The sequence below is a fragment of the Leisingera aquaemixtae genome, from assembly GCF_019801145.1.
GTDB lineage: Bacteria > Pseudomonadota > Alphaproteobacteria > Rhodobacterales > Rhodobacteraceae > Leisingera > Leisingera aquaemixtae_A.
On sequence record NZ_JAHVJQ010000008.1, the window covers coordinates 30588 to 56259 of the forward strand.

22 protein-coding genes are annotated in these 25672 nt (G+C 60.1%); 5 read left to right on the plus strand and 17 right to left on the minus strand.

The window, feature by feature from the left end; all coding sequences use genetic code 11:
- Positions 1 to 68 precede the first annotated feature (68 nt).
- The 4 genes from dddP to KUW17_RS16900 all read right to left on the minus strand — a co-directional run bounded on the left by dddP (position 69) and on the right by KUW17_RS16900 (position 5489).
- Positions 69 to 1406, minus strand: coding sequence for a dimethylsulfonioproprionate lyase DddP (gene dddP, locus KUW17_RS16885; RefSeq protein ID WP_222481631.1), 1338 nt, complete (start codon positions 1404 to 1406; stop codon positions 69 to 71).
- A gap of 73 nt (positions 1407 to 1479) precedes the next feature.
- Positions 1480 to 2577: an aldo/keto reductase gene (locus KUW17_RS16890; RefSeq protein WP_222481248.1), complete on the minus strand. Its 1098-nt coding sequence runs from the start codon at positions 2575 to 2577 to the stop codon at positions 1480 to 1482.
- 51 nt (positions 2578 to 2628) lie between these two features.
- On the minus strand, positions 2629 to 4122 hold the full coding sequence (locus KUW17_RS16895; RefSeq protein ID WP_222481250.1) for an aldehyde dehydrogenase family protein: 1494 nt from the start codon (positions 4120 to 4122) through the stop codon (positions 2629 to 2631).
- Entirely contained in the window at positions 4119 to 5489 is a 1371-nt protein-coding gene (locus KUW17_RS16900) for a lyase family protein (protein ID WP_222481252.1), read from the minus strand. Before KUW17_RS16900 ends, KUW17_RS16895 begins: the two co-directional genes overlap by 4 nt.
- 125 nt (positions 5490 to 5614) lie before the next feature.
- On the opposite strand from KUW17_RS16900, the gene KUW17_RS16905 reads away from it, so the two are divergent.
- Positions 5615 to 6532, plus strand: a complete 918-nt coding sequence (locus KUW17_RS16905; protein ID WP_222481254.1) for a LysR family transcriptional regulator — start codon at positions 5615 to 5617, stop codon at positions 6530 to 6532.
- A gap of 132 nt (positions 6533 to 6664) precedes the next feature.
- Here the strand turns inward: KUW17_RS16905 and KUW17_RS16910 are convergent, their stop codons facing one another.
- Positions 6665 to 7453 carry a hypothetical protein gene (locus KUW17_RS16910; RefSeq protein WP_222481256.1) on the minus strand — a complete coding sequence of 263 codons (789 nt, stop codon included), beginning with the start codon at positions 7451 to 7453 and terminating at the stop codon, positions 6665 to 6667.
- Positions 7450 to 8847, minus strand: coding sequence for a threonine synthase (gene thrC / locus KUW17_RS16915; RefSeq protein WP_222481258.1), 1398 nt, complete (start codon positions 8845 to 8847; stop codon positions 7450 to 7452). The genes KUW17_RS16910 and thrC overlap by 4 nt, the downstream gene beginning before the upstream one ends.
- A gap of 85 nt (positions 8848 to 8932) precedes the next feature.
- Here thrC and KUW17_RS16920 point away from each other — a divergent pair, with 85 nt between their 5' ends.
- The 4 genes from KUW17_RS16920 to KUW17_RS16935 all read left to right on the plus strand — a co-directional run bounded on the left by KUW17_RS16920 (position 8933) and on the right by KUW17_RS16935 (position 14988).
- Positions 8933 to 9526 (plus strand): helix-turn-helix domain-containing protein, encoded by a 594-nt coding sequence (locus tag KUW17_RS16920; RefSeq protein ID WP_222481260.1) that lies wholly within the window; start codon positions 8933 to 8935, stop codon positions 9524 to 9526.
- A gap of 265 nt (positions 9527 to 9791) precedes the next feature.
- Positions 9792 to 11351 (plus strand): trimethylamine methyltransferase family protein, encoded by a 1560-nt coding sequence (locus KUW17_RS16925; RefSeq protein WP_222481262.1) that lies wholly within the window; start codon positions 9792 to 9794, stop codon positions 11349 to 11351.
- A 172-nt stretch (positions 11352 to 11523) separates the two neighbouring features.
- The gene (locus tag KUW17_RS16930) at positions 11524 to 13974 is read left to right on the plus strand and encodes an FAD-dependent oxidoreductase (protein WP_222481264.1); all 2451 of its coding nucleotides are present in this window, start codon (positions 11524 to 11526) and stop codon (positions 13972 to 13974) included.
- Positions 13975 to 14040: 66 nt separating this feature from the next.
- Entirely contained in the window at positions 14041 to 14988 is a 948-nt protein-coding gene (locus KUW17_RS16935) for a GlxA family transcriptional regulator (protein WP_222481266.1), read from the plus strand.
- Positions 14989 to 15231: 243 nt separating this feature from the next.
- On the opposite strand, the gene KUW17_RS16940 is transcribed toward KUW17_RS16935, so the two are convergent.
- From KUW17_RS16940 to KUW17_RS16990, 11 genes are all read right to left on the minus strand, one after another.
- Positions 15232 to 15927, minus strand: a complete 696-nt coding sequence (locus tag KUW17_RS16940) for an RraA family protein (RefSeq protein ID WP_222481268.1) — start codon at positions 15925 to 15927, stop codon at positions 15232 to 15234.
- Positions 15924 to 16619 (minus strand): alpha/beta fold hydrolase, encoded by a 696-nt coding sequence (locus tag KUW17_RS16945; RefSeq protein ID WP_222481270.1) that lies wholly within the window; start codon positions 16617 to 16619, stop codon positions 15924 to 15926. Before KUW17_RS16945 ends, KUW17_RS16940 begins: the two co-directional genes overlap by 4 nt.
- Complete coding sequence (locus tag KUW17_RS16950) at positions 16616 to 17734, minus strand: cobalamin-independent methionine synthase II family protein (RefSeq protein WP_222481633.1); 1119 nt, start codon at positions 17732 to 17734, stop codon at positions 16616 to 16618. Before KUW17_RS16950 ends, KUW17_RS16945 begins: the two co-directional genes overlap by 4 nt.
- Before the next feature lie 95 nt (positions 17735 to 17829).
- Entirely contained in the window at positions 17830 to 18789 is a 960-nt protein-coding gene (locus tag KUW17_RS16955) for a cupin (RefSeq protein WP_222481272.1), read from the minus strand.
- 156 nt (positions 18790 to 18945) lie between these two features.
- On the minus strand, positions 18946 to 19920 hold the full coding sequence (locus KUW17_RS16960) for an ester cyclase (RefSeq protein ID WP_222481274.1): 975 nt from the start codon (positions 19918 to 19920) through the stop codon (positions 18946 to 18948).
- Positions 19917 to 20936: a LacI family DNA-binding transcriptional regulator gene (locus tag KUW17_RS16965; protein ID WP_222481276.1), complete on the minus strand. Its 1020-nt coding sequence runs from the start codon at positions 20934 to 20936 to the stop codon at positions 19917 to 19919. The genes KUW17_RS16960 and KUW17_RS16965 overlap by 4 nt, the downstream gene beginning before the upstream one ends.
- On the minus strand, positions 20936 to 21703 hold the full coding sequence (locus tag KUW17_RS16970) for an SDR family NAD(P)-dependent oxidoreductase (RefSeq protein ID WP_222481278.1): 768 nt from the start codon (positions 21701 to 21703) through the stop codon (positions 20936 to 20938). Before KUW17_RS16970 ends, KUW17_RS16965 begins: the two co-directional genes overlap by 1 nt.
- A 1-nt stretch (position 21704) precedes the next feature.
- Positions 21705 to 22760, minus strand: a complete 1056-nt coding sequence (locus tag KUW17_RS16975; protein ID WP_222481280.1) for an ester cyclase — start codon at positions 22758 to 22760, stop codon at positions 21705 to 21707.
- Positions 22757 to 24070 carry a histidinol dehydrogenase gene (gene hisD / locus KUW17_RS16980; protein WP_222481282.1) on the minus strand — a complete coding sequence of 438 codons (1314 nt, stop codon included), beginning with the start codon at positions 24068 to 24070 and terminating at the stop codon, positions 22757 to 22759. The genes KUW17_RS16975 and hisD overlap by 4 nt, the downstream gene beginning before the upstream one ends.
- 10 nt (positions 24071 to 24080) lie before the next feature.
- Positions 24081 to 24611, minus strand: a complete 531-nt coding sequence (locus KUW17_RS16985; RefSeq protein ID WP_222481283.1) for an ester cyclase — start codon at positions 24609 to 24611, stop codon at positions 24081 to 24083.
- Between the two features lie 135 nt (positions 24612 to 24746).
- On the minus strand, positions 24747 to 25667 hold the full coding sequence (locus tag KUW17_RS16990; RefSeq protein ID WP_174148626.1) for a carbohydrate ABC transporter permease: 921 nt from the start codon (positions 25665 to 25667) through the stop codon (positions 24747 to 24749).
- Between the last annotated feature and the right edge of the window lie 5 nt (positions 25668 to 25672).

A 25672-nucleotide genomic window follows, 5' to 3' on the forward strand; every position in this document is an offset into this window, starting at 1 on the left:
TTCCGCCAGCAGACTGTGTTTGGGGTTTGCTGGCGGGATTTGCGCATTGCAAATTCTGACTGGGTTGCTCAGCCCATCAGGCGCGCGTCGAGCGGATAGGTTGAGATCGTCTCGAACCCGCTGCCGGTCACCACGCCCTGATCCTCCAGCTTGACCATGTGATCCCCGCCGACTTCGCCCACCAGCGCCTCGACACACAGCGTCAGGCCGGGCTCGAGAACGGCGTCGAAGGCACCTTCCACCAGGCGGTCGGGATAGGCGATCAGAGGCCACTCATCGCACATCCCCACCCCGTGCATCGGCGAGGAATATTTGAGCGCCTGATACTTGTCCTGCAGCACATGCAATGAGCGGGTCAGGTCCTCCATGTGGAGGCCAGGCTGCAGGAGCGCCGTGTTGTAGCGGATGTGTTCGACGGCCTCGGCATAGCTCTCGCGCATATGTGCCGGCGCCAGGTCGTCGCCGATCCACCATGTGCGGCTGAGGTCAGCGCAGATGCCGTAAGGTCCGATCAGATCAGTATCGAAAGCGAGGATCTCATTCTCGGAGATGACCCGAGGCCCGCATTCCTGGAACCAGGGGTTTGTGCGCGGCCCCGAGGTGAGCAGCCGTGTTTCGATCCATTCGCCGCCACGTTTGATGTTTTCGGCATGCAGCACGGCCCAGACGTCGTCTTCGGTCACCCCGCCCTTCGGAATCTCGGTGCGCGCGAAGTCTTCCATTGCGGCCATGGCGCGTTCGCAGGAATGGATGGCGCAGCGCATGGCGCGCAGCTCGTGCTCGGTCTTGATGCCCCGCGTGCGTTCGGTGACTTCCTCGCCGTCGCGATACTCCAGCCCCGCGCGGCGGATCGCGTCCAATCCGGCGGGCTGGATCTTGTCGATGCCGATCTGAGTATGGCCCGGTGCGTGGGTGGCAAGCAGGTCCGCCACCTCGGCGGCGAAGGCGTCGGCCGCCGGGCCGATCCGGTCGCCGCGTGCGAAATAGAACATGTCCGCGCCGGACCGGCTCTCGCGGACAAGCGGATTATACTCGGCCAGGAACGGCGCGTTCTTGTAGTCCCAGATAACCATGTAACCGTCGGCGCAGAGCAGGCAGGCCCGGAACGGGTTGTGGGTGTTCCACAATTGCATGTTCGTCGTGTCGGTTGCGTAGCGAATGTTCAAAGGGTCGAACATCAGAAGGCCGCCATAGCCGCGCGCGACGATGGCGTCGGTCAGGCGCTTATGGCGGGCTTTGCGCATCTCGGCCAGGTCGGGCAGTTCCAGACCCGCCTCGCGCCATTCGGCATGGGCGAGCGCCGTTGGTCCGATCTCGACCCGGTTGCCGTCATTTTCCGTCCCGTCGCCAAGGCGTGCGCCCTGGCTTGGGTCGATCTTCCGGTGATCCCTGTAATGCGAGTTCATTCTGTGCATCCCTTTCAGAAGATGGGTGGCATGCGAAAACATGCCCTCGTGCCTGAGGCACGCGGGCAGTGGTTCAAGCCACGTTTGCCGCCTGATCCGCGTATTGGCCGATGGCTGTACTCGGGATGCTCAGGTCGTGATTTTCCGGTGTCTGACCGGCATATTTGCCGATGGCTGCGCGCGGGGTGCGCGGGGTGCGCTTTTCCGCGGTGTAATCGTTGATCAGGTCGCAGGGCGTGTAGTTGCGTTCAATCTCGTGCAGATCTTCTGCGTCGAGTTCTGTCTCAAGCGCCGCAAAGGCGGTGTCGAGCTGGGCAACACTGTCCGCACCGACCAGCATCGACGAAATCTCTGGCTTGCGCAGAACCCAGGCCTGCGCCACCTGCGAGGAAGTGATGCCTTTGGCCTCGGCCACACGCTGTACGGAACAGGCGATCTCATAGGAAGCCTGGTCGTTGTACATCTGTGCGGTAAAGAAGTCGGTCTTGTTACGGGTAGAGTTGGGATCATTGGCCAGGGTGCCCCGGGCCAGCGGGCTGAAAGACGACACACCAATCCCCTGATCCATGCAGTAGGGGATCATTTCGCGCTCTTCTTCACGGTAGGCGCAATTCAGCTGAAGCTGCATGTTGACCGGCTTGGTCCAGCCATTTTTTTCGCAGACATTCAGGATCTTGGCGAATTGCCATGTGTACATGGTCGACACGCCGATATACCGCGCTTTGCCGCTGCGAACGACGTCGTTCAGCGCTTCCATGGTTTCTTCGACCGGGGTTTCGGTATCGAAGTAATGCAGCATGTAGATATCGATGTAATCCATCTTCAAACGCTGCAGCGAGCCATTGATGGCATCGAGGATATGCTTGCGCGACGTCCCGTAAGAGTTCACGTCCTGGCCAATCTGGTAGCCCAGTTTGGTTGTCAGGATCAGCTCATCCCGGCGCGCCAGGCGGCGCAGGATATTGCCCACCACGGCTTCGCCTTCGCCCGCCGAGTAAAAGTCCGCCAGATCGATAAAGTTGATCCCGTTGTCCAGTGCGTGGCCGATCAGCGGCTCGCTTTCGGCTTCGTCAAAGATCCACGGCTTCCAATCCTTGGAACCCATGTTCATTGTTCCAAGGCACAGCCGAGAGACGCGTAGGCCCGAATTGCCAAGGCGTGTGTATTTCATTCTACAGTCTTTCCTAGTGAATGAATTGATGGTGGAGAGGTCGGAGAAGGATCACCCGTAAGCGATCCAGACTCCTTTGGTTTTGGTGTAGGAACTGAGCGAGTGGATGGCCATTTCCTTGCCCCAGCCGCTTTCCTTGAATCCGCCGAACGGGCTGGATAGGCCGTAACAGCCATAGCGGTTCACAAAGATCATGCCCGCATCCAGGCGATCCGCCATTCGATGCGCCACATTGATGTTGCCGGTATAGACCCCGGCGGCCAGGCCATAGGTGGTGTCATTGGCCAGGGTCAGAGCGTCCTCTGCGGTATCAAATGGCGTACAGGACAGAATCGGCCCAAAGATTTCCTCTTGGGCAATGCGTGCGGAACCCGGTACATTCGCAAAAATTGTCGGGCGGATGAACAGGCCGTTGGCGTTGTCACCTCGCTGATCCGCAAGGCCGCCAGCGACCAGTTCGGCTTCACCTTTGCCGATTTCGATGTAATCCATGATGCGCTTGAACTGCGCCGCGTTGCATTGCGGGCCCTGTTGCGCATCTGCGGACAGCGGATCGCCGCAGCGCACCGCCTCGGCCTTCTCGATCAGGCGGCTCATGACATAGTCATAGCTGCCTTTCTGGATCAGGAAGCGGGTCGGCTCGGAGCATTTCTCGCCCTTGTGCGAGAACATGACGGTGAAGGCGCGGTCGATTGCAGCATCCAGATCCGGCGTGTCGTCAAAGAAGATGCACGGCGACTTCCCGCCGAGTTCCAGGGTCACTGCCTTGAGGTTCGACTGACCCGAGTTCTGCACGATCTGACGGCCCACGTTGGTGCTCCCGGTGAAGGAAACCTTGTGGACGTCGCGGCTGACCGTCAGGTGGTTGGCCACCGGCCCGTCACAGACCAGGAGGTTCAGCAGCCCGGCGGGCAGGTCCAGCTCGCGGTCGATCAACTCGAACAGGAATTGCGTGGCCAGCGGCGTGTATTCGGAGGGCTTCATCACCACCGTGTTGCCCATGGCCAGCGCCGGGGCGATCTTCAGGCTGGCCTGATAGAGCGGGAAGTTCCACGGCGCGATCAGGGCGCAGACGCCCACGGGTTCCTTGTTGGTGAAGTTCACAAACCCGTCTTCAACCGGCGAGACCTCACCGTAGAACTTGTCGGTCCAGCCGGCGTAGTATTCGAAGATCTCGGCGCAGGTCGGGATGTCGTCCGCCATGGCCTCGGACAGCAGCTTGCCGTTCGGCAGGCTTTCCAGAATAGCCAGCTTTTGCGTGTTCTCCCGGATCAGCCGGGCGATGGCATTGAGCACATCGGCGCGTTGTTTGCGGGTGGTCTTGCGGCTCCAGACATCGCTTTGGTGGCAGCGGTGGGCGGCAACTGCGGCGGCATCCGCCTGACCCGCATCGGCCAGCGCGATGGTGCTGAGGGTTTCGCCTGTGGCGGGGTTCTTCACATCCCAGGCCTGACCTGCACCGGCCACCCACTGGCCGTTGATATACTGCTTCTTTTCCGCCTTCAGCCAGGTTTTGGCCCAGCTCAGATCTGCATCGAGTGTCATTGTACTTCCTCTATTCCGGAAAGTGCTGCGCGCACGATGGACACATCGCCCGCGGCCTGTTTCGCCACAGCCGAGGCACGGCTGTAGCCATATTTGCGTTTGACCTGCATGAGGCTCGGGCCCAGCCCTTGCGCATTTTCGGTGTTGCGCTGGGAGTTCAGTTCCAGCCCCTGCACACAGTTGCGGCGCAGCGAGGACACCCCGCTCTGCAACAGGGCAATCATGTCAAGCAGGGCGATCACGACCAGCATCTGCCACGGGTTGTAATCCAGTTCCCCGTGATCCTGGGTCATGCACACCGTCGCCGCGCGGCCACAGGCCATCATGGCGCATTGCATAGTGAATTCGGGGATCGTCGGATTGATCTTGCCCGGAATGGCCGATGAGCCGGGCTGCTTTACCGGCAGGCGGATTTCGCCAAAGCCTGCATTCGGCCCTGACGCCATCAGCCGCAGATCCCCGCCAAACCGGATAAGTGTCCGGGCGATCTGTTCCAGCGACGACGCCAGGTTTTGCAGCGGATCATGAGCTTGCGACGCGGCAAACAGATTGTCGGTGCGGCGCAGATCATGGGCCAGGCCTGCCTGTTCCAAAACCGTGTTCAACTGATGGATGACCTGATTGAAAAAATCCGGGTCACAATCATCAGACCGCCCGATGATATTGCCGCCCAGGTTCACGGCTGCCAGATCGCTGGCGTCTGCGCCGGCGCGCGCTGTCAGCTTGCGCAGATTATGCGCAACCCCGCCGAAATAGTCCCCGGCGCGAATATCCACCGCATCCTGCAGGCAGGTGCGCGCCATTTTGGGCTGGTCCCCCATCTGTTTAGCGCACTGTTCGAGGTCATCCACTAGTCCCAGCAGCTCGGTTTCCAGCCCCGCCCAGGCGGCACGGGCCGCGATGTGGCAGGCGGTTGACAGGCAGTCGCTGGTGGAATGATTGAGGTTAAGGTGATCATTCGGATGCAGCGGTGCGTTGCTGCCAAAAGACGTGCCAAATCGCTGATGGTTGGCGAGATTGGCCAGCACTTCGTTGACGTTCATGTTGATGCCGATCCCGCCACCCCCATGAAATGAATGTATGGGGAAATCCGTCTCCAGAGGCTGTGTCAACAAATGGTCTATGGCCGCGCTGATCGCTTCTCCCACGTCCTCCGGCATGGCTCCGATGGACACGTTGGTCTGCGCAGCCGCGCGTTTGACATGCAGCATCGCCTCGATCAACTGCGGATAAGCAGATAACTTTTGCGCGCCAAATAAGGGGAAAAGTTCTGCGGAGCGCTGTGTTTGAGCGCCATAGCGGGCATTCGCAGGCACAGATACCGAGCCAAGGGTATCATGCTCCGTCCTGAAGTGATCCACGGACACCACGCCTCCCTCGTGTCGAGCTGTCGTGGCGTGTCTTTGGTGAAATTCAGGGATTCAGGCAAATTACAAAAAGGAATAAGCATTCCTTTTTGTAATGACGTTGGCGCGAGAACTGACTAAGTTGCATGGCACTATCCCACAGTGGCTTGCGCATCGCACCAATGAATAATTCCCCAAGTCTCACCTCGCTCCGGGCCTTTTCGGTTGTTGGCAACTGTCTGAGCGTTACCGGCGCGGCCAAGCAGCTTGGCGTCACCCAGAGCGCTGTTAGCAGGCAGATAAGAGCGCTGGAGGATGCATTGGATCTCAAGCTGTTTGATAGGGTCGGCAACAGCATTTCGTTGACGGAAGAGGGCCGGGTCTTCCATCAGCGGATTTTCGAGACATTTGGCCTTCTGGAAAATGCCGTGGGCGAAGCCACCGGATCCCTTCAACGGCATAAAATCAACCTGCTGGCGCCACCCACCTTGGCGTCCCGTTGGCTGACACGGCGCCTGCCATCCTATCCACAACGGTTTCCGGGTGTTGAATTGGCCGTCCACACCGAGCCATGGCCTGATATCCGCATGGATTGCGTCGTTCAATTTGGCGCACATCCCACCGCAGGATCCGAACATGTGCAGCTGCTGGTGGAACAGCACATTGCCGTCTGTTCGCCGGCACTTTTTGAGGACCGTGAGGCCATGCGCGCCAGCTGCCTTTTGCATGTCTTTGACAAAGGTGTGCGCTTTCCTTTGTGGGAGGACTGGCTGGCACTTGAGCCGGACAACCCGGATATTCCCAGCGGGACATCCATGGAATTTGCAACGCTTGAGCTTGCCATTCAGGCAGCCAAAAATTCGGTCGGCGTCGCCGTGGTCGACCGCAATATGATTGAATATGAACTCAACGCAGGCAGCCTTGTCCAGATTTCTCCAACAACTGTGGTTGGGCCAAACGGATACTGGCTTGAGATTTCAGAAGAGCAACAAGCCAAAACCCGCTCGGTGCAGTTCTTTCGGTGGCTCAGAGGCGTGGCAGGCCTAACGGCGGGCGCGTTCTAGAAACTGCAGTTACCTCGCATTAAGTCGTGTGCTTTTGCAGGAACAAGGCCAGCAGCGGATAGATGCCGCTGGAGGTGCGCAGGTAAAGGCATCCGGAAAAGGGGAGAGCACGGCTCGTCAGGGCTGCAGCCCTTAGGCGTATCGCAAATTTGCGGCGGGAATAGATATGTCACTGTGCTTAGCCAGGTCCGCAAACTTGTCCCGCCTGACAGAAACCAACTTCTTATACGACCAGAGCGCAAACTTCCTCGGATCGACATTCCTGTCCTGGTTTCCAACCGCAGCCGAAAACTCACCCCAGTATTCAGAAAGCAGGTCAGGCGGATAGTAAATCGGTTTCGGATTCTCAACATATCTCGCAATCAGATTGTTGACGAGTTCGTCGTTCTCCCTCAGCGACACCACAAGGAACCTGTCTTTCAAAGCAGCAAATGTGGGGTCACCGGCAGTGAACAATTCGCAGAACGATCCGCTGGAATCAGCCAGAATTGGCTGATCGGCACCTAGCCGAAGAAGGTCCTCGACCGCCGTGCGTTCAGCCAACCGATGCAAGTTTTGCCGTTTCACATATTCGTTGAATTCGATCCCGCCTTTGTCCGGGTTGCCGGGCATCCCCAAATAGGACGTCAAAGGCGCAAGCGTGTCCTTGCACAATTCATTGTCCAGGCTGAGAATGCCCAGTTCTTTCAGCTTGGACAGCATTGCACCCTTGCTGACCTCGGCATTGAAGGCATCAAGAATCTGCTCGCGCAAATACCGCTCTTGGATTTGGGTGTCTATCGACACATAGTGCCACGCCCCGGATTGGTTCAAATAGCTCGAAAGGAGCGTTTTTCCGATTCCCGACATCCCGATCAAGAGGATGTCACGCGGTTCATTCAGAAGAGATTGAACCTCCGGGGGCAAGCACGTCAGTTTCATGGCGTTCCGAATTTTCCGTCGATCACGCTTTGCACCGCTTCAACCGTCGGATCGACGGTTGCGAACTCCTCTTCACGGGCAAACAGGTCCATCAGCCGCGCAGGCGTATCCGGAAGTGTGCCGAGCGCTTCTTTGACAGCCGTCGGGAATTTTGCCGGATGGGCTGTTTCAGCGACAACAATGGGACCGTCAAGCGTTGCCTTCAGCTGATCTGCCGCGAAATATCCGGTTGCTGAATGCGGGCAAATGATCTTGCCGAACTGCTTGTGGAGCTGGCGCATGGTGTCCAAGGCGTCGCCCTTGCCGCATTTCATCGCTCCGAAGTTCTCGGTCAGTGCGGAACGCTCGGCTTGGGTGAGTTCGTAGTAAGACTGTTCAGCCAGCTGTTTTTGCATATCGCGCGTTGCGTTCCCGTCGCGTCCTTTCAAAAGCCACAGCATGCGTTCAAAGTTGCTTGAAACCTGAATGTCCATGCTAGGTGAGATTGTTGGAATGGTCTCGGCTTTCGACATCCGTCCAGTGTCGAACAGCCGGGGAAGGACGTCATTCTCGTTTGAGGTGACGATCAGCTTTCCGATGGGAGCACCCATTTGCTTCGCGATATAGCCCGCAAAGATATTGCCAAAATTTCCGCTCGGCACAGCAAAGTTCACAGGCTGGCCGCAATCGTTGTGGATCTTCACCGAGGCGTAAATGTAATAGGACGTCTGAAGGAGGATCCGGGCCAGGTTGATCGAATTAACAGCCGTGTAGCTATATTCTTTGGAAGCTTCGCTCTGATACAGGCTTTTGACTATGCTTTGACAGTCATCGAAGTCTCCCCGGACGCTGATGGCCTGGACATTTTCCGCTCCCAGGCAGGTCATCTGCTTGCGCTGCACGTCAGATACGCGGCCCTCCGGAAACAGAATTACTGCATTGGCGCGCGAACGCCCCGCAAAGGCGTTAGCCGTAGCTGCGCCGGTATCTCCGGACGTTGCGCAGAGTACTGTAGCCCGTTTCCCGGTGAGTGCGAGTTCCCGGTCGATCGCTTCCGCCAGAGGAGCGAGGGCGTAATCCTTGAAGGCGAGTGTGGGACCATGGAATAGCTCCATGCTCCATAGCTGGTCATTCAGGCGGGTCAGGGGCGGGCCATCATTGCGTTCAAAACCGGCCAGTGCATGTCTTATGCCTGCGGTGAAATCGCCCTTCTGCCACTCGGCTCCGCCAAACAGCGCCAGAACATCCGATGCAATCTGGTCGTAGGGCTGCCCGCCCAGCGTAGTCAGTTCGCCGGGTGTGAGTTCGGGCCAGGTCCCGGGCACGTAAAGACCGCCATCCTCAGCAGTGCCACGGCTTAGCAATTCCCGGAGGGATCGAGCGGGTGCGTTCCCGCGAGTGCTGGAGTAGAGCATAGCATTCCCCTGGATTTCCAATATTGTGGACTTAGCAAGGCTTCAGCAGTCAGTAAAGAGAAATCTAATATATTGGATATTGAGAATGAACACACACGCAGCCACTCCAGATATCGGAAAAATCATGAAGGAGGCCAGAAAGTCGCTTGGCCTGACTTTGGAGCGGCTCTCTGAGCGCACCGGGGTGTCCCGGTCAATGCTGTCTGCCATTGAGCGGGGCGCCACAAACCCGACCTTCTCCATCGTCTGGGCTCTTTCTCAAGCGCTTGGGATCGATCTCAGCTTGCTGGAAAGCGGGCCTGGTAAAGAGGAGCCAATTGAGCATCTTCATCACTATTCCACGCCAATGCGGCGCAGCGCGGATGGGAAATGTGAGTTGTATATGCTCAGTCCGCGGCGAACGGTTCTTCCTGTTGAATGGCACAGGCTGCACATGAAGCCTGGAGCAGAGCTAGATTCAAAGCCTCATGCCCCTGGCACCTTTGAACACCTGACCTGCTTGTCTGGGTCACTGTCGGTAACGGTTGGTGATCGTACTGTCCGGGCTGAGGCTGGTGACACACTGCGGTACCGCAGTGACTGCAACCATCGCATTAGCAACGAGGCGGACGGGGAAACGGAGGCGATCCTTCTCGTGGCCCAGCCGACTCAGTATCAGGAGCCGACCGCGTCAGTTTGAGGGGAGGGCCGCAGAAGGGCTTGACCGAATCTTTGCATTATTCCTATATATCGGATTCAATGCGGTATATTGGAAAACATAAAAAGAACCTTCGTCTGGTGCCTCCGGGCTCTGGCGGGCCGGCAAGCCCGCCAGCCTCCGCAAGTTTGAGCGGCGGCCTGCGGCTTGGTTCTTCATCCAGCTTCCACCCGCAGAAACGGACTTGAGGGCTTGAACCCAAGCCTCTCGTTCTCAAGCTCAATTCCGGCCATGAAGGTGCTATTGGATGTCTACTGATCAACTGTCCCAAGGAGCGCGCGGACGCCGCGGACGCCGCCGTGATGGCGGGGCGCCGGCCCCAGCAATCGTGCAGCGGCCCTTCACCCAGCTTAAGCGTCCTTATCCGGCCGTTGAGCTCATTTCGGATGATCAGGTCGAACATATTCACCAGGCATCCCTGAAACTGCTTTCAGAAACCGGCTTGGACGTTTTGCACGATGACGCGCGCGCCGTGATGAAAAAGGCGGGTGCAGATGTCAGGGATGGCGAAGTGCGCGTGCGCTTCGATCCGGATCTGATTAACCAAGCCGTTGCAAGTGCTCCGTCGGAGTTCACGCTGCACGCGCGCAACCCCCAGCACAACGTTGTTATGGGTGGGAACAATATTGTTTTCAACATGATGGCAAGTGCGCCGAATTGCTCTGATACGGACCGGGGACGGCGTGCTGGCAATCAGGAAGACTATCGCAATTTCCTGCGATTGGCCCAGATGCACAATGTGCTGAACGTGACCGGCGGGTATCCTGTCGAACCTGTCGATATTCACGCCTCTGTCCGCCATCTTGATTGCATCCAGGATTACATCACGCTGACCGACAAGGCGTATTGTATCTACTCGCTAGGCGAGGAGCGTGTGTCCGATGCGATCGAGATGACACGGATTGCCCATGGTCTGACACACGAGCAGATGCGTGATCAGGCGTGTATGTTCTCGATCATCAACACGAACTCTCCTCTGCAGCTCGATATTCCGATGATGCAGGGGGTGATGGCTTTGTCCGAGATGGGCCAGCCTGTCGTGATCACACCCTTCACGCTGGCCGGGGCAATGGCGCCGGTTACGATTGCCGGGGCCGTGACATTGCAGAATGCCGAGGCATTGGCGGGGGTGGCCTTTACCCAGATGGTGCGCCCGGGCGCGCCGGTGATGTATGGCGGTTTCACGTCCAATGTGGACATGAAGACCGGCTCACCGGCGTTTGGCACGCCGGAATACATGAAGGCGCAGCATATCGGCGGCCAGCTGGCGCGGCGCTATGGCATTCCTTATCGCTCATCGAATGTATGCGCGGCCAATACGGTCGACTCGCAGGCTGCATATGAGGCGGTTTTCTCGCTTTGGGGCGCCATCAATGGCGGCGCAAACATGCTCATGCATGGGGCCGGCTGGCTCGAAGGGGGCCTGTGCTGCTCGTATGAGAAGGTGATCCTCGATATCGACCTGCTGCAGATGATTTCAGAATTCCTGCAACCGGTTTCGACCAGCATTGACGATCTGGCGCTGGAAGCCATTAATGAGGTCGGGCCGGCGGGCCACTTCTTTGGCACTGAACACACCCAGGCGCGTTACCGCGATGCCTTCTATTCACCAATCCTGAGCGATTGGCGTAACTTTGAAACCTGGCAAGAGGCTGGATCGCCGATTGCGATCGAGCGTGCAAACGCGGAGTGGAAGAAGCGGCTTGCCTCATACGAGGCTCCGGTCCTGGATCCGGCGATCCGAGACGAGTTGGACGCTTTTGTCGCCAAGCGCAAGGCCGAGGGTGGCGCAGCGACGGACTTCTAACGCTTACGGGATCGGTTCGCGGGTCGCAAAGGACGTGATCGCGCTGCCGACCCGCAATTCATTAACAATCAGAAACCCCGCTTTCATTCAGAGATGGCCTGGAATCCAAACGGGGTGCGCGCACCCTATTCCCTGGCGCTATGAGAGCTGAATCCCTGAGGATGAACGAAACATGCCTACTATTCAGACCGAAGAGACCACAGGCGGCAAGAAACTTCCGTCCCACGCCAAAGTCGTTGTTATTGGCGGCGGCGTTGTTGGCTGCTCAATCCTGTTCCACCTTGCAAAATTTGGCTGGAAAGATGCGGTGCTGCTTGAGCGTGACGAGCTGACATCCGGTTCCTCCTGGCACGCGGCCGGGGGCATCCATACCATCAGCTCTGACCCTAACATCTCGCGCCTGCAGTCATATACGATCAACCTTTATAAAGAAATCGAGGAACTGTCTGGCCAATCCGTCGGTTTGCATCAGACCGGTGGTTTCTACGCTGCTTCCACCAAGGAATGGTATGACTACCTAAAGGGCGAGCGTTCGAAGGCGCGTTACATGGGCCTGGATCAGGAATTCATCTCGCCCAAAGAACTGGCCGAGCGTCACCCGCTGATCGATCCGGACCACTATCACGCGGTTCTGTGGGATGCGCAGGACGGCCATCTGGACCCGTCAGGCACGACATATGCTTTTGCCAAGGCGGCCAAGGCGCATGGCGCACAGTATTTCACCCACTGCGGCGCAACCGGTATGACGCAGCGCCCGGACGGCAGCTGGGACATCGTCACCCCCAAGGGCACGATCAACGCAGAGCATGTCGTGAACTGCGGCGGTCTGTGGGCGCGTGAGGTGGGTCATATGGCGGGCATTCAATTGCCGGTTCAGCCGATGGAGCACCATTACCTGATCACTGAGCGCATGGATGAAGTTGTGAACTTCGGTCAGCAACTGCCGCACGGGATCGACTTCGAGGCCAACGTCTATTGCCGCCAGGAAGGGCAGGGCATGCTGCTGGGCACCTACGAGGCCCAGGCGACCCCGTGGAAAGTCGGCGGGACGCCCTGGGACTTCGGCCATGAACTGCTGCCGCCGGATCTGGACCGAGTGGCAGACCGCCTGGAAACCGCATTCGAACGTCTCCCGGCGATGGCCAATGCCGGCATCAAGGATGTGATCAACGGCCCGTTCACGTTTGGTCCAGACGGCAACCCGCTGATTGGTCCTGTTCCGGGCATGAAGAACTACTGGGTGGCTGTTGGTGTCATGGCGGGCTTCTGCCAGGGCGGCGGCGTGGGCCTGACCTTGGCGGAGTGGATGATCGACGGCGAACCCTCCATCGATGTCTGGGCGATGGACGTAGCACGGTTTGGCGAGTTCGCGACACCTGACTGGGGCACCATCAAGTCGTCGGAGAACTACGAACGCCGCTTCGTGATGACCTTCCCGAACGAAACCCTGCCCAAGGGCCGCAAGCAAAAGACAACTGCGCTCTATGACCGCATGATCGCCAAGGGGGCGGTGATGGACCAGGGGTTCGGCTTGGAACATGTGCTGTGGTTTGCCGACGGTCCCGAGGATGCGCATGAGGTTCCATCCTTCGAGCGCAACCGGTCGCACGACTATGTCGCGCGGGAAATCAAGGCCGTGCGCGAAGCTGTCGGCGGCATCGAGATTGCCAACTTTGCCAAGCATGAGTTCAAGGGCGAGGGCGTTCGCGAATACCTGAACCATATCCTGGCCGGTTTTGTCCCCAAACCCGGACGCCTGGCGCTGACACCGATGCTAACACCGAAGGGCAAGCTTTACGGAGACCTGACCGTGGCTTGTCTGGCCGAGGATCACTTTATGCTGTTCGGTTCTGGCGCGATGCAGGAGGCGCACCGCCGCTGGTTCGAAAAAGACCTGCCCGCAGGCATTTCCTATGCCAATGTTTCGGACGACTGGCACGGCATCGCCCTGTCAGGCCCGAAATCGCGGGAACTGCTTGCCCGGATCACGCGCGACGATGTTTCAGCCGAAGCCTTCAAGTTCCGCGACCTGCGCCAGACTTTTGTCGGCGGCGTGCCGGTGATTATCAACCGGATCAGTTTCTCCGGTGAACTGGGTTATGAGATCTACTGCAAGCCGCAGTACCTGATGCGCCTGGCAGACGCCATCGAAGAGGCCGGCGCGGATCTGGGCTATCGCTGGTACGGCGCACGCGCACTGCTATCGATGCGGCTCGAAAAGGGCTGGGGTGTCTGGACGATGGAATACCGTCCCGACTTTGACGCGGTCGAATCCGGGATGGATGTCTTCATCAACTGGCAAAAGGAGTTTGTCGGCAAGGAGGCAACGCTGAAGGCCCGCGAAGGCGGCGTTTCCCAGAAACTGGTGACGATGACGATCGACGTTGAGGGGATCGACGTGGCCCATGATGAGGCGATCTTCAAAGATGGTGAGCCGGTCGGTTACGTCAGTTCGGGCGGCTATGCACATCATGTCGGAAAGTCGATGGCCATGGGCTACGTTGCGGCCGAGTTCGCGGCTCACGGAACGAAGCTTCAGGTGGAGATCCTTGGCAACCTTTACGATGCGCTGGTCTTGGCAGGGCCGGCCTACGACGCCAACGGCGCAAATATGCGTTCCTAATTCGGGGTTAGGACTATGGGGCGGCCAGAGAAAAAAATAGGCTCGGACCGATGTGAGCCGGTTGAATTGAACCGTTTCGTTTTCTTGCTGATGCCCGGGTTCTCAGCTTTGGACTTGGGATCCGGAATCGACTCTTTGGCCGCCGCAAACGAAACATCTGGAAAGACGCTTTTTCAGTGGAAAATTGTCAGCGAAACGGGTGACAGTGTCATTTCTTCTTCGGGACTGAATGCAGCAGTTGACAGTGCTTTGCCTGATGTGCGCCGCGAAGATTGCATCGTTATTTGTTGCGCCTTCAATTCCCAAAATTACCCCAAGTCTGGCAGAACCGCGGCTTGGTTGCGGCAAGCGGCAAGAATTGGGGCGCAACTTTGCGGACTGGGAGGCGGAGCACTGTTTCTCGCTCGAATTGGCATCGCAAAAGAGGGGCGCATCAGCTCGCACTGGAGAATGAAACCCATTTTTCAAGAGAGCTTTCTTGAACTGGATCCTGTCTGCACGATTTTTGAAGAAACTGCCAACGTCGTCTCATGTGGTGGCGGCGTTGCCACTCTGGATCTCTTTTCCGCGCTGATCTGTCAGAAGGCCGGCCCGGAAGCCTCCACTCAAGTCGCTGATCAACTCCTCAGCGCATCTGTTCGGGATGGGAGCAGTCGCCAGGTTGTGGCCAGTCTCCGGCGCGTCGAATTCAGGAATGAAAAACTGTCAAAGGCAATAGGCTATATGCAGGAATGCTTGGAGGATCCTGTTTCGCCGTCAATCATCGCTGAACAGGTTGGTATTTCGACGCGGCAGCTCGAAAGGCTTTTCAGCCAGCATTTGGGAAACAGCCCAAAGAGTTATATGACGGTTCTCAGGCTCGAGAGAGCGCGCGCGCTTTTGCAGCAAACGCAGATGCGCGTGATCGATGTCGCGACTGCCTGCGGTTTCTCATCGGTCAGCCACTTCTCGAAACACTACAAGAGGCAATTTGGCATCACTCCCCGTTTCGAAAAGGCCGTGCTCGCACACTAAATTCAGACTGCGGCAATGGGACCAAATCAGGCCAAGCTGGTCACAGCGCAGCTGTGTGGTACCATCGCGATTAAACGCGGAAGGTGCCTTACTCCAATGAGCCCAGCCATAGACCTCGCTGCCTGCTCAACAACTCCAAGGTCAGAAACGGCCTCCGCGGACCGCTCGTTCTACGGCCAGTAGTTGTTACGCAGCCAAGTCTAAAGCGGCGAAACCAATGGTGCAGGATTAATGGGTCCTAACCTAAGTCCTGGCCGCTTCAAACGCTTGCCATGCTTCCTCGAATGCGTCGAAGTCGAACCCAGGCTTGCGCGCAGGCTTCAGGATCAGTTTCTCTGTTTCGAGCAGATTGAGGATGGCCTGTTCGAGATCACCCAACACCTTTGGGGGGATCACCAGTGCGCCGTGACGGTCCGCATGCACCAGATCGCCGTCATTGATTTCCAGGCCGAAGATGTTGACGGGTGTTCCGACTTCCTTGACGTGTACGAACCCGTGGCTGGGGCCAATGGAGCCAGCAACAACCGGGAAGCCCTCGGGCAGATCGCCCAGATCCCGCATCACGCCGTTGGTCAGCGCGCCGTTGATGCCGAAGCCTTTATGCACGGTGGTGTTGATCTCGCCCCAGTAGGCGCCGATGCAATGGGGGAAGTCCAGATCCTCGACCACGGTGATCGAAGGCCCGGTGCCGAGAGCCATGTGCCGGTAGTAGTCCATGCGGCGCTTGCGGATCACTTCGGGCGGTTCTTCCGGCGGGTTCACCGCGGCAATCTTGGCGGTGCGGGCATAGCCCACCATGGCGCCGGCATCCGGGTCCGAACACAGCATGGTGCCGCGGGTGAAGGCGTTGAAACCGCGCTTTCCCTCAGCCACTTCGATGGCGTTGCAGACGGTGGGCGTGTCGACCTTATTCAGCAGGTTTAGCAGCGATGGTTTCATATCGTCTCCAGCCAGCGGTTCAGTGCCGCCGTGGTTTGTTCAGGTTGTTCCAGAACCGGCAGATGGCCGGCGTTTCCGATGATTTCCAGCCGGCTTTGCGGCATCAATTCGTGCATCAGCTCATGCCGGGTGACGGGGCAGGGGATGTCGTCGCGACCGCACAGCACCAGCGCCGGGCCGGTGAAGGCGCGCAGCGTTTCGCATTGGTCGATGCGGTCGCGCAAGGCTGTGGACTGATTGATGAAAACGTCCGGACCCAGATCCAAGGCCATGTCCATGCACAGATCAAGGATCGCGGCCCGGTTGGGCCCTTCCGTCAAGTAGTTCGGCTTCATCTCCTCGGCCATCACCCGGCGCAGCCCGCCTTGGCGGACGGCTTCGATCTGCGGCGCGCGGCGGGCCTTGACCTCATCCCTTTCGGCTAGCGGGTTGGTGTCCATCAGCGCCAAGCCTGCGATCCGCTCTGGCGCCTGGCGGAGGATTTCCATCGCCAGGATGCCGCCCATCGACAGGCCCGCCAGTGCAAAGCGCGGCGGCGCGTAAGAGAGCAGCTCCGCTGCCAGCGCCACCATTGTGCCATGACCGCCGATTGGCGCGGTCACGATCGGAACGCTGCCGGACAGCGCCGCAATCTGCGGGTTGAACAGCCGCGCATCGCACATCATACCGGGGATCAGGACAAGCGGTGTCATTTGACGCGCCGTGCCCCCTCCGACAGTGCGGCGAGCTTGGCATAGGCGATGTCCGGGTCCACTGCGCCAAAGCCTGCAAAGGTACCAAAGCCGCAGTCCGAGCCCGCGATCACCCGGTCAGAGCCGACGATTTCGGTAAATCTTTCAATGCGCTGCGCGACCAGTTCCGGGTGTTCTACAAAATTGGTGGTAGTATCTACCACGCCGGGCACCAGCACCTTGTCCTCCGGGATCTCTGCCTTGCGGTCGTGGAACACGGTCCATTCATGGGCGTGGCGCGGATTGGAGGTTTCAAACAGAACATAGCGCGATTTGGTGTTCATCAGAGTGGTGAACACTGTGTCCATCGGAATGTCACAGCAATGCGGGCCTTCGTAGTTGCCCCAGCAGATATGCACCCGGACGCGCTCCTGCGGCACGTTTTGCAGCGCGTGGTTCAACGCCTCCACATGCATGTCTGCGATCTTGATGAACTCCGCGTCGGACAAGTCATTGAACAGCATGTGCCGCGACAGTGCCAGGTCGGGGCAGTCCAGCTGCAGATCCAGCCCGGCGGCCACGATGGTCTCATATTCAGCCTTCATCGCATCGGCCAGCGCGGCCAGGTACGCCTCGCGTGTGGGATAGAAATCGTTCTGCAAAAACAGCGAGATGACCCCGGGCGACGCCGCGTTTATGAAGCCGCGTTCCATGCCGTGCTCTGCCATGGCAGTCTTGAGGTTGGCGATGTCCTTTTCCAGCTCAGCCTGGCCCTTGGAGCGCACGTCGCTGGTACACATGGGGCGGGCATATTGCGGCGTGCCGCCGTCGTCTGCCAGCCGTTGCAGGAAGCCCGGAAACATCTTCAGATCGGCAGGCGCATTGCGCGGGCTGTCGCCGGAAAAGCCGGTGTAGCGGTCCTTGACGTAGGTGGCATAGGAGATCTTGGAGCTCTCGCCGTCGCTGACGATATCTACCCCCGCGGCAACCTGTTTGCGGACAGTTTCAGAAACGGCAGCCGACATGCAGGCGTCGAATTCCGCTTGGTCAAAAGGCTCCTTCCGCTCGCGGGCGAAGATGAAATCCACGACTTCCCGGGTCCGGGGCAGCGAGCCTACATGGGTTGTCTTGACCATCATCCAATCTCCCTAATTTCAGGGCGGTGCCATGCGTACACTCCCTGTACACCCCCTGTGCAGCGGACGGCGCCGCACAGGAGGAATTTCGGTCATCAGCCCTGCCAGGTGGCGCCGGCAGGATCGTCGGTTGCGGTGATGCGGTAGAGGCCCGCGTTCCCGGTCATCGACGGTTCGGCGCTGTAGCTTTCGCCAGGCAGCACCAGCGCGGTGTCGCCGTTGGACAGGGTGGTCTCGACCTCGTCGATGGTGATCCGCCAATGGCCGCTGGCGGGCATCAGAACCACCGGCTTTTCCGCCTTGACCTGATCCGCCACGGCAGAGCCGCGGGCCAGGAAATCGACCTCAAAGCCCGGCTTGTCCTTGATCAGGCCGTTCTCGCCGATAACCACAGCAGGTTTGTCCGCCGCCAGCGCCATCAGGTCCCAGTAGCGGGCGACGTATTTGCCAACGACGTCCTCGACCGGGACCTCGGGGTAGGCCTTCAGCTGCTCTTCGGTCAGCACCGGCATCGGTTGCACGTTGTGCGGCAGTTCCTGGCCCTTCTTGCTGTCATACAGCACGCCATTGTTACCCAGCATCAGGCCGTGGGCCTGCGCGTCCTGGATCACCTGCGGCGCCCAGGTGACGCCGCCGCCGGCATCGTCACCGCCAAGGATCGACATGATCATGCCGTAGTCCTGGCCGACGTTTTCAAAGCCGCGGAAGATGCCGGTGGGGATGTTGAAGATATCGCCTTCCTCGGCGATGAACTCACCCGCAGTTCCGTAGCGGCCCCAGAAGAAGCGCCAGCGGCCCTTGGCGACAAAGAACACTTCGGCGGTGGTGTGGCTGTGCAGCGAGTTGCGGCATTTCGGCGGCTGGCCCGCGGCGCCGATGTTGAAGCCGATCTTGTCGGTGATGTGGACATGCTGGTCCGGGCTTTCACTGACGCCACCGCCGATGATGGTGAAGTTTTCCTTCTGGTCGGAGCCCGGGGTGTGGGCGTCGATGAAGGCGGTCTTACAGGGTTTCAATTCGCCGTAGCGGACGATGCGTTCTTGGATGGTGCTCATATCTCGTATCCTCTTGAAATCTGGTTTGAAACGGCTGAGTCAGCGCCCGCAACCGGGCGGGTGGTTGTTCAGCCGCCGTGCGCGCAGGCTGGCGCGGTGGGCGTGATACCGCCGGGCCGCCTGACTGGCGTTCAGAGGAGAGGCACCGGGCCGCATTCAGAGATCGCCGGTCTGCAGCAGGATCTGTTTCCAGACCGAGGTTTCGTCAAACAGTGCGTATTCGCGGCGCAGTCCCCAGGGGCCGAATTCGGCGTGGCTGGCGCCCAGCACGAAGACCTCGGCGCCGGTCGGTTTGCCGAAGACGCCCCAGCCGTCGTGCTTGCCATGCAGCGTCCAGCGCAACGCAGCGCGGGGCGGCATCATTGGATCGTCGCGGCCGATCTGGTGGTGGATCTTGAACTCGGCGTTCGGGAAGGAGGCGCGCAGCCCCATCCAGAAGCGGTCCACCGGACCCCAGCTGTGGCCGGTGATACCACCGGGATATTCCGACTGCACTGCACGGTCGTATTCGGATTCAATCGCGCGCATGTCGGCATTCATGATCCGCGTCAGGATATCGGCGTATTTCTGGCCCCATTCATTGTCGTTGCCGTTGCCTTTGTAAGGGCCGGGTTGCTCGTTGGCGGGGGTATAGGGCTGCACGCAAGCCTCGGGGCCGCCCTCGCGCGCGATCAGATCGCGGGCGTATTCCTTGGGGTCCCAGCCCATCTGGCGCACGATGGCACCCTGGTCGCGGATCAGCCATTCATCATTGATCTGGTTGTTGATCGCGTGACAGTCGGCCAGGATGCGGTAGGTGAGCTTCTTGCCGGTTGCCTTGCCGTAGACCCCGTCGCCCAGGTGCGTCGCGGTTGAGAGCAGCCGGTGCGAGGACAGCATGCCCTCCTCGGGCGTACCGGACCAGATCACGTCCTCGCCCAGAAGGGTGCGGTCGGGGAATTCGGCCAGGGTTGCCATGGTGGCGGCGATCACGCCCTGATTGCCGACAACAACCGAAGCCGGCGAACGCACGACGATATCGGGCGCGTAGTAATCATGCAGCGTGGAGATGCCGCGATCTTCCCAGATTTCCTTGGTAATGCCAATGATGTAATCGGGGAAATCCTTGAATTTAGGGTCAAATCCCTTCATGTCTTCCATCCTTCAGGTATGCGGGCCGAGCCGCGAACGATAAGAGGGCCGTCGATCTCGACCCGGCGCGGCCCGGCGTCGGGGCCTTCGATCTTGGCGAGGAGAATATCGACGGTTTCCGCCACCATGCGGTTGGCAGGCTGCCGCACGGTTGTGAGGTTGTAAGTGGGCCAGGAGGCAACGGTGACATCGTCGTAGCCAATGACGGAAACGTCGTCCGGCACACTGAGGCCGAGCTCGAAGCGCAGGGTGTCCATCACGGCGATGGCCATGTGGTCATTGGCCACAAAGACCGCATCCGGCGGGTCGTTTGCAAACATGCGGCGGGTGGCGGCCTGGGCTTCTTCGGTGACGAAATTGCCGACCTCGCGGGCATGCAGCGTCTTGCCGGCGGCGCCCAGTTCGGCGGTAAAGCCGGCCTCCCGGTCGCGCTGGGTCGAGGCGCCCTCCCAGCCGGCGATATAGCCGATTTTCTCGTGGCCGCCTGCCAGCAGGAACTCCGCCGCCTTGCGCCCGCCGGCGATATTGTCGGAGGTCACGGCCGACATCGACGGGTCGTCCTGCGCGCGGTTGAACAGCACCATCGGCACGCCGGCTGTCTGGCAGCGGGCGGAGAGGTCGGAGGAGAGCGCAACCGAGGCCGCGATGATGCCGTCGACCTGGAAATCCAGGATCTCCTCGACCACGCGGTCGATGTTGCCCGCAGCGTGCGACGCCAGGAAGACCAGAACGTGGTAGCCGCGGTCTTGCAGCGCGTTGGTCAGTTTTTCGAGTGCCTCGGGGTAATACTGGTTGTTCAGATAGGCAACGACCAGCCCGATGATGCCGCTTTTTCCGGACACCATTGCGCGGGCGAGCACGTTCGGCCGGTAGCCGAGCTCCTCGGCCGCTTTGCGGACTTTCTCGATCGTTTTCTTAGAGGCGGACGCGCCAGGGGTGAACACCCGGCTGACCGCAGATTGGCTGACACCCGCCAGGCGGGCGACGTCCATTGAGGTGACCTTGCTTGCTCCCATCAGTCTGCCGTCCAACCTCCATCAACCATCATCGCGGTTCCGGTCACCAGGGCAGAGGCGTCTGAGGCCAGGTAGACAGCGGCCCCCATGATGTCTTCGATCTCTCCCGGGCGGCCGAGCTTGATTTTATCCAGTATCCAGGCCCGTTTTTCCGGGTCGTCAAAGGTCGGCCGGGTCAGATCGGTGAGGATAAAAGTCGGACAGATCGTGTTGACGCGGATCTTGTCCGGGCCGAACTCCAGCGCCATCGCCTTGGTGAAGCCTTCGACCGCGAATTTGGAGGCACAGTAGACTGCGCGCTCGCGGCCGCCGACGTGGCCCATCTGGCTGGAGATGTTGATGAGAGAGCCGGGGCGGCCGGCTGCCAGCAATCCCTTGGCCACCGCTTGGGTCAGAAAGTAGGCGCCGCGGACATTGACTTGCATTACCGCGTCGAAATCCTCTGGCGAGGTGTCGGTGGCCTTGCCGTGGCGGGCAAGGCCTGCCGAGTTGACCAGGATGTCGAAGGGGCCGTTTGCGGCCACCGCCTCCGCCGTTGCCGCAACATCGGCGACATCCAGTTTCAGCACCCTGGCTTTCCAGCCGCGGGCGGTCATTTCCGCTGCGATGTCCTGCAGCGCGTCAGTGCGGCGCGCTGCAAGAGTGACCTCAGCACCCCGTTCCGCCAGGGCCACGGCACAGGCCGTGCCGATGCCGGAAGACGCGCCGGCAATCAGGGCGCGCTTGCCCTCTAGGCTGAAACTGGGGGTGCTGGGGAAGGTGGGCATGTCAAACCTCGCTGACAGGGAAGGGGATTTCGCCAGCCACGCGGGCCTTGTTGAACTCGCGCAGGCGGGCAAAGACATCTACGCCCAACTGCCGGTAGGCGTCCAGAATGTCCACCGTGACCCAGTTTTCCCGGATCTTGCCGTTCTCCAGCCTCCAGAAATCGAGGCTTCGCATGGTGATGCGCTGGCCCGAGGGGGCGATGCCCATCCAGCCGTCATGGGTGATGGTCTGGATCATGTTCGGCCAGCCAGTCACCGCGGCGTATTCACCGTCGCCGAAGAAGTGATAGGTGATCTCGCCCAGATACTGGCCGCGGTCGGGCATGCCGTTCAGGAACGGGATCTGGTGCCAGTTGCGGAAGCCTGCGATGCCGCGGCCGGTGCCGATGCCGGCAGGGCCGTACCAGTTCATCCGCTCATGCCAGAATTTCGGCATCTCCATCACTTCCGGGCCGCCCTGGCTCGGGTGCTTCTTCAAGTGGGTCAGCATGTCGACGATGTGGCTGCAGGAGGCCTGCGACTTCTCCTCGTCCCAGGGGCCTGGGACGATGCCGTCATGCGTTGCCGGGCCAGGGATGCAGAATTCCAGACCGAGCGAGGGCGCCATCGGCCAGGCCTTCGCCTGCATCATCACCTCGGGGATGTCCCAGATGGTCTGGATCTCCACCACGCGGCCTTCCTCGAAGCGGTAGAACTCGTGGAAGCGCATGTGGGTGAGGTGGCCGGTCGGCGGGATGTCCAGCCAGGGCCGCACGAAGGTGCCAAAGTAGTGGCCGCCGCAGCCGATCCAGTCGCCGCCGTGCTCGGTACGGCCACCCATGACGATCCAGTCGCGGCGCTCCAGGTCCGGCATGGCGTGCAACAACGGGGCGTAGCAGGTTTCATAGAGTTCTGCGGAGCCGGTCAGGTCGCCGAACGGGTGGCACATATGCACCACCGCGTCCGGCGCGATCAGTTCCTCCAGCGCGGCGCGCACGCCTTTTTCGGTGAAGTCGCGCATCGCGTCCCGCATCGGGGCGATCAGCGCCTTGTTCCGGGTGTGAATATCGGTGGTCATTCTGCAGCGGTCCCGTAAGGCACATTCTTGCCGCCGTAGCGGCGGACGCGGATGTTGCACTGCTCGGCGTGGCCGACGAAGCCTTCGAGCATGCACAGGCGCGAGCCGTATTCGCCGATCATGGTGGCGGCCTCGTCGGTGGTGACCTTCTGATAGCTGTGGGTTTTCAGGAACTTGCCCACCCAGAGACCGCCGGTGTAGCGCCCCGCCTTCTTGGTCGGCAGGGTGTGGTTGGTGCCGATGACCTTGTCGCCGTTGGAGACATTGGTACGCGGGCCGAGGAACAGCGCGCCGTAGCAGGTCATGTTTTCCAGAAACCATTCGTCGCGGTCCGTCATAACCTGCACATGCTCGGAGGCAATGTCATCGGCGACCTGGAGCATCTCCTCATAGGTGTCGCAGACGATCACCTCGCCGTATTCCTCCCACGACACCTTGGCGGTGCCGGCGGTCGGCAGGATGTCCAGCAGCCGGTCGATCTCGCTCAGCGTCTCCTCGGCCAGCTTGCGCGAGTTGGTCAGCAGCACGCAGGGGGAGTTGTAACCGTGCTCGGCCTGGCCCAAGAGGTCGGTGGCGCAGAGCTCGGCGTCTGCGGCGGTCTCGTCCGCGATCACCATGGTCTCGGTCGGGCCGGCAAAGAGGTCGATGCCGACGCGGCCGAACAGCTGGCGCTTGGCCTCCGCCACAAAGGCGTTGCCGGGGCCGACGAGCATGTGGACAGGATCGATCGTTTCGGTGCCGATCGCCATTGCGCCAATCGCCTGGATGCCGCCCATCACGTAGATCTCATGGGCACCGCCCAAGTGCATCGCGGCAATCACAGCGGCGTTGGGCTTGCCGTTGAAAGGCGGGGTGCAGGCGATGATGCGCGGCACGCCCGCGACCTTGGCGGTGGCGACGGACATATGCGCCGAAGCCACCATCGGGAACTTGCCGCCGGGCACGTAGCAGCCGACCGATTGGACGGGGATGTTCTTGTGGCCGAGGATGACACCGGGCAGTGTCTCCACCTCGATGTCCAGCATGGAATCGCGCTGCGCCTGGGCGAAATTCATCACCTGCTTCTGCGCGAATTTGATATCCTCCAGCTCGCGCTCGCTCAGCGAGGCGATCAGCGCGTCGATTTCCGGCTGGCTGAGGCGGAAGCTTTCGGGGCTGTAGTTGTCGAATTTCTCGGACAGCTCCCGCACGGCGGCATCGCCGCGGGTTTCGATATCCTTCAGCGTCGCTTCGACCACGGCGCGGGTCTTGGCGTCGTCCTCGGCACGGTCCGCTTCAGGCTTGCCGCGTTTCAGGTATTCGATGGTCATGGTCAGGTCCTCAGTTTTCGGGGCGCGGCGGCACTTTCTCGCCGCGGTCAAATGCTTCCCAGCCTTCGCCGTTGAACAGGTCAACGCCGAGCTGAGCGGCTACATGGGCAAAATCGACGTTCACCCAGTTGTCGACGATCTTGCCGTCGACGACTTTCCAGAAGTCCATGTAGCGGATCTCGACTCGCTTGCCGGTGGGTTCGATGCCTAGGAACGTGCCGGAGTGAGTGGCCTCCTGGCGGCCGAAGGCGGCGGCCCATTCGCCCATATAGAGGCGGGCTTCGTCGATGCAGACCTTGTCAGAGAAGGCAGCCTGGAACGGGCGCTGCCAGTTGTCCTGGAATTCCTTCAGCCCGGTCTTGGTGCCGCAGCCCTGGTTGCCCATCCAGCGGAAGCCTTCGGAGAAGAATTCGCCGATGTCGCTGATCCGGTGGTCGTTCAGCCCGTCCACCATGTTTTCGATCACGCGGCGGGTTTCTTCAGTCTTGCTCATGTCCGTGTCTTTGGTCAGCACGGCTTGTTCGGGGCGGGAGCCTTTCATGCTCTGTTCCTTAATTTGTTGCCAAGGGATGATGTGATCAGACGAGGAGGAGACGGCCGTCTGTCAGAAAATCCCTTGGCATCCGGTTGAGCGCCGGGTGGCGCGCAACGGCATTATGTCTTGCGGCGCTGCTCATCAGCCCTTCACCGCGCCTGCGGTCAGCCCGCTGACGATCTGTCGCTGGAAGAACAGGATCAACACGAACAGCGGGGCAGTGGCAGAGACCACGGCAGCGACCGCATACATCACCTTGCCCTCGACCTGAGTGGTCCCGAGGAAGCTGTTGATCGCGGGGATGATGGTCTCGTTTTCCGAGCTGAGCAGCATCGCGGTCACCGCGAAGTCGTTGTAGGCGAGCAGGAAGCTGAACAGGCCGGTGGTGATGACGCCGGGCCACATCACCGGAATAATCACGTGGCGGAAGGCCTGGAAGCGGGTGCAGCCGTCGACCATGGCGCTTTCGTCCATGTCCTTGGGGATGTTGAGGAAGAAGGAGTGCAGCATCCACAGGGTGAAAGGCTGGTTGATTGCCACCAGCACGATGATTGTGGTCGGCAGGATGCCCCAGATGTTCCACTCGAAGAACGGCAGCAGGTAGCCCGAAACCAGGGTGATATGCGGCATGGCGCGGAACACCAGCGCGGCCATCAGGAGCCAGAAGGCATAGCGGCGGCCGGAGCGGGCGAGGGCGTAGCCTCCCAGAGTGCCGAAGGTGAGTGAAATCACCACGGTGAAGAACACCACGATCCCGGAGTTGATGACGTTGCGCCAGAATTCCTCGTCCACCCAGGCGCCCTGGTAGCCTTCGAGCGTGAAGGCGCTGCCGGTCTGCCGGATCGTGTTGACCCCGTAGATGGCGTTCTGCCAGTCGGTCTTGGAGAAGAAGTCCGACTGCACCTTGAAGCTGCCCCAGAAGGTCCAGAAGAAGGGGAAAGCCGCGATGATCAGCCAGAGCGCCACGAGCGCCAGCGAAACCACCGTGAGCAGAGGGACGCGGGAGCGGGATTTCGGGTTCACTGCCGGGACTGCGATTGAGGATTGTGCATTGGTTGCCATGATCG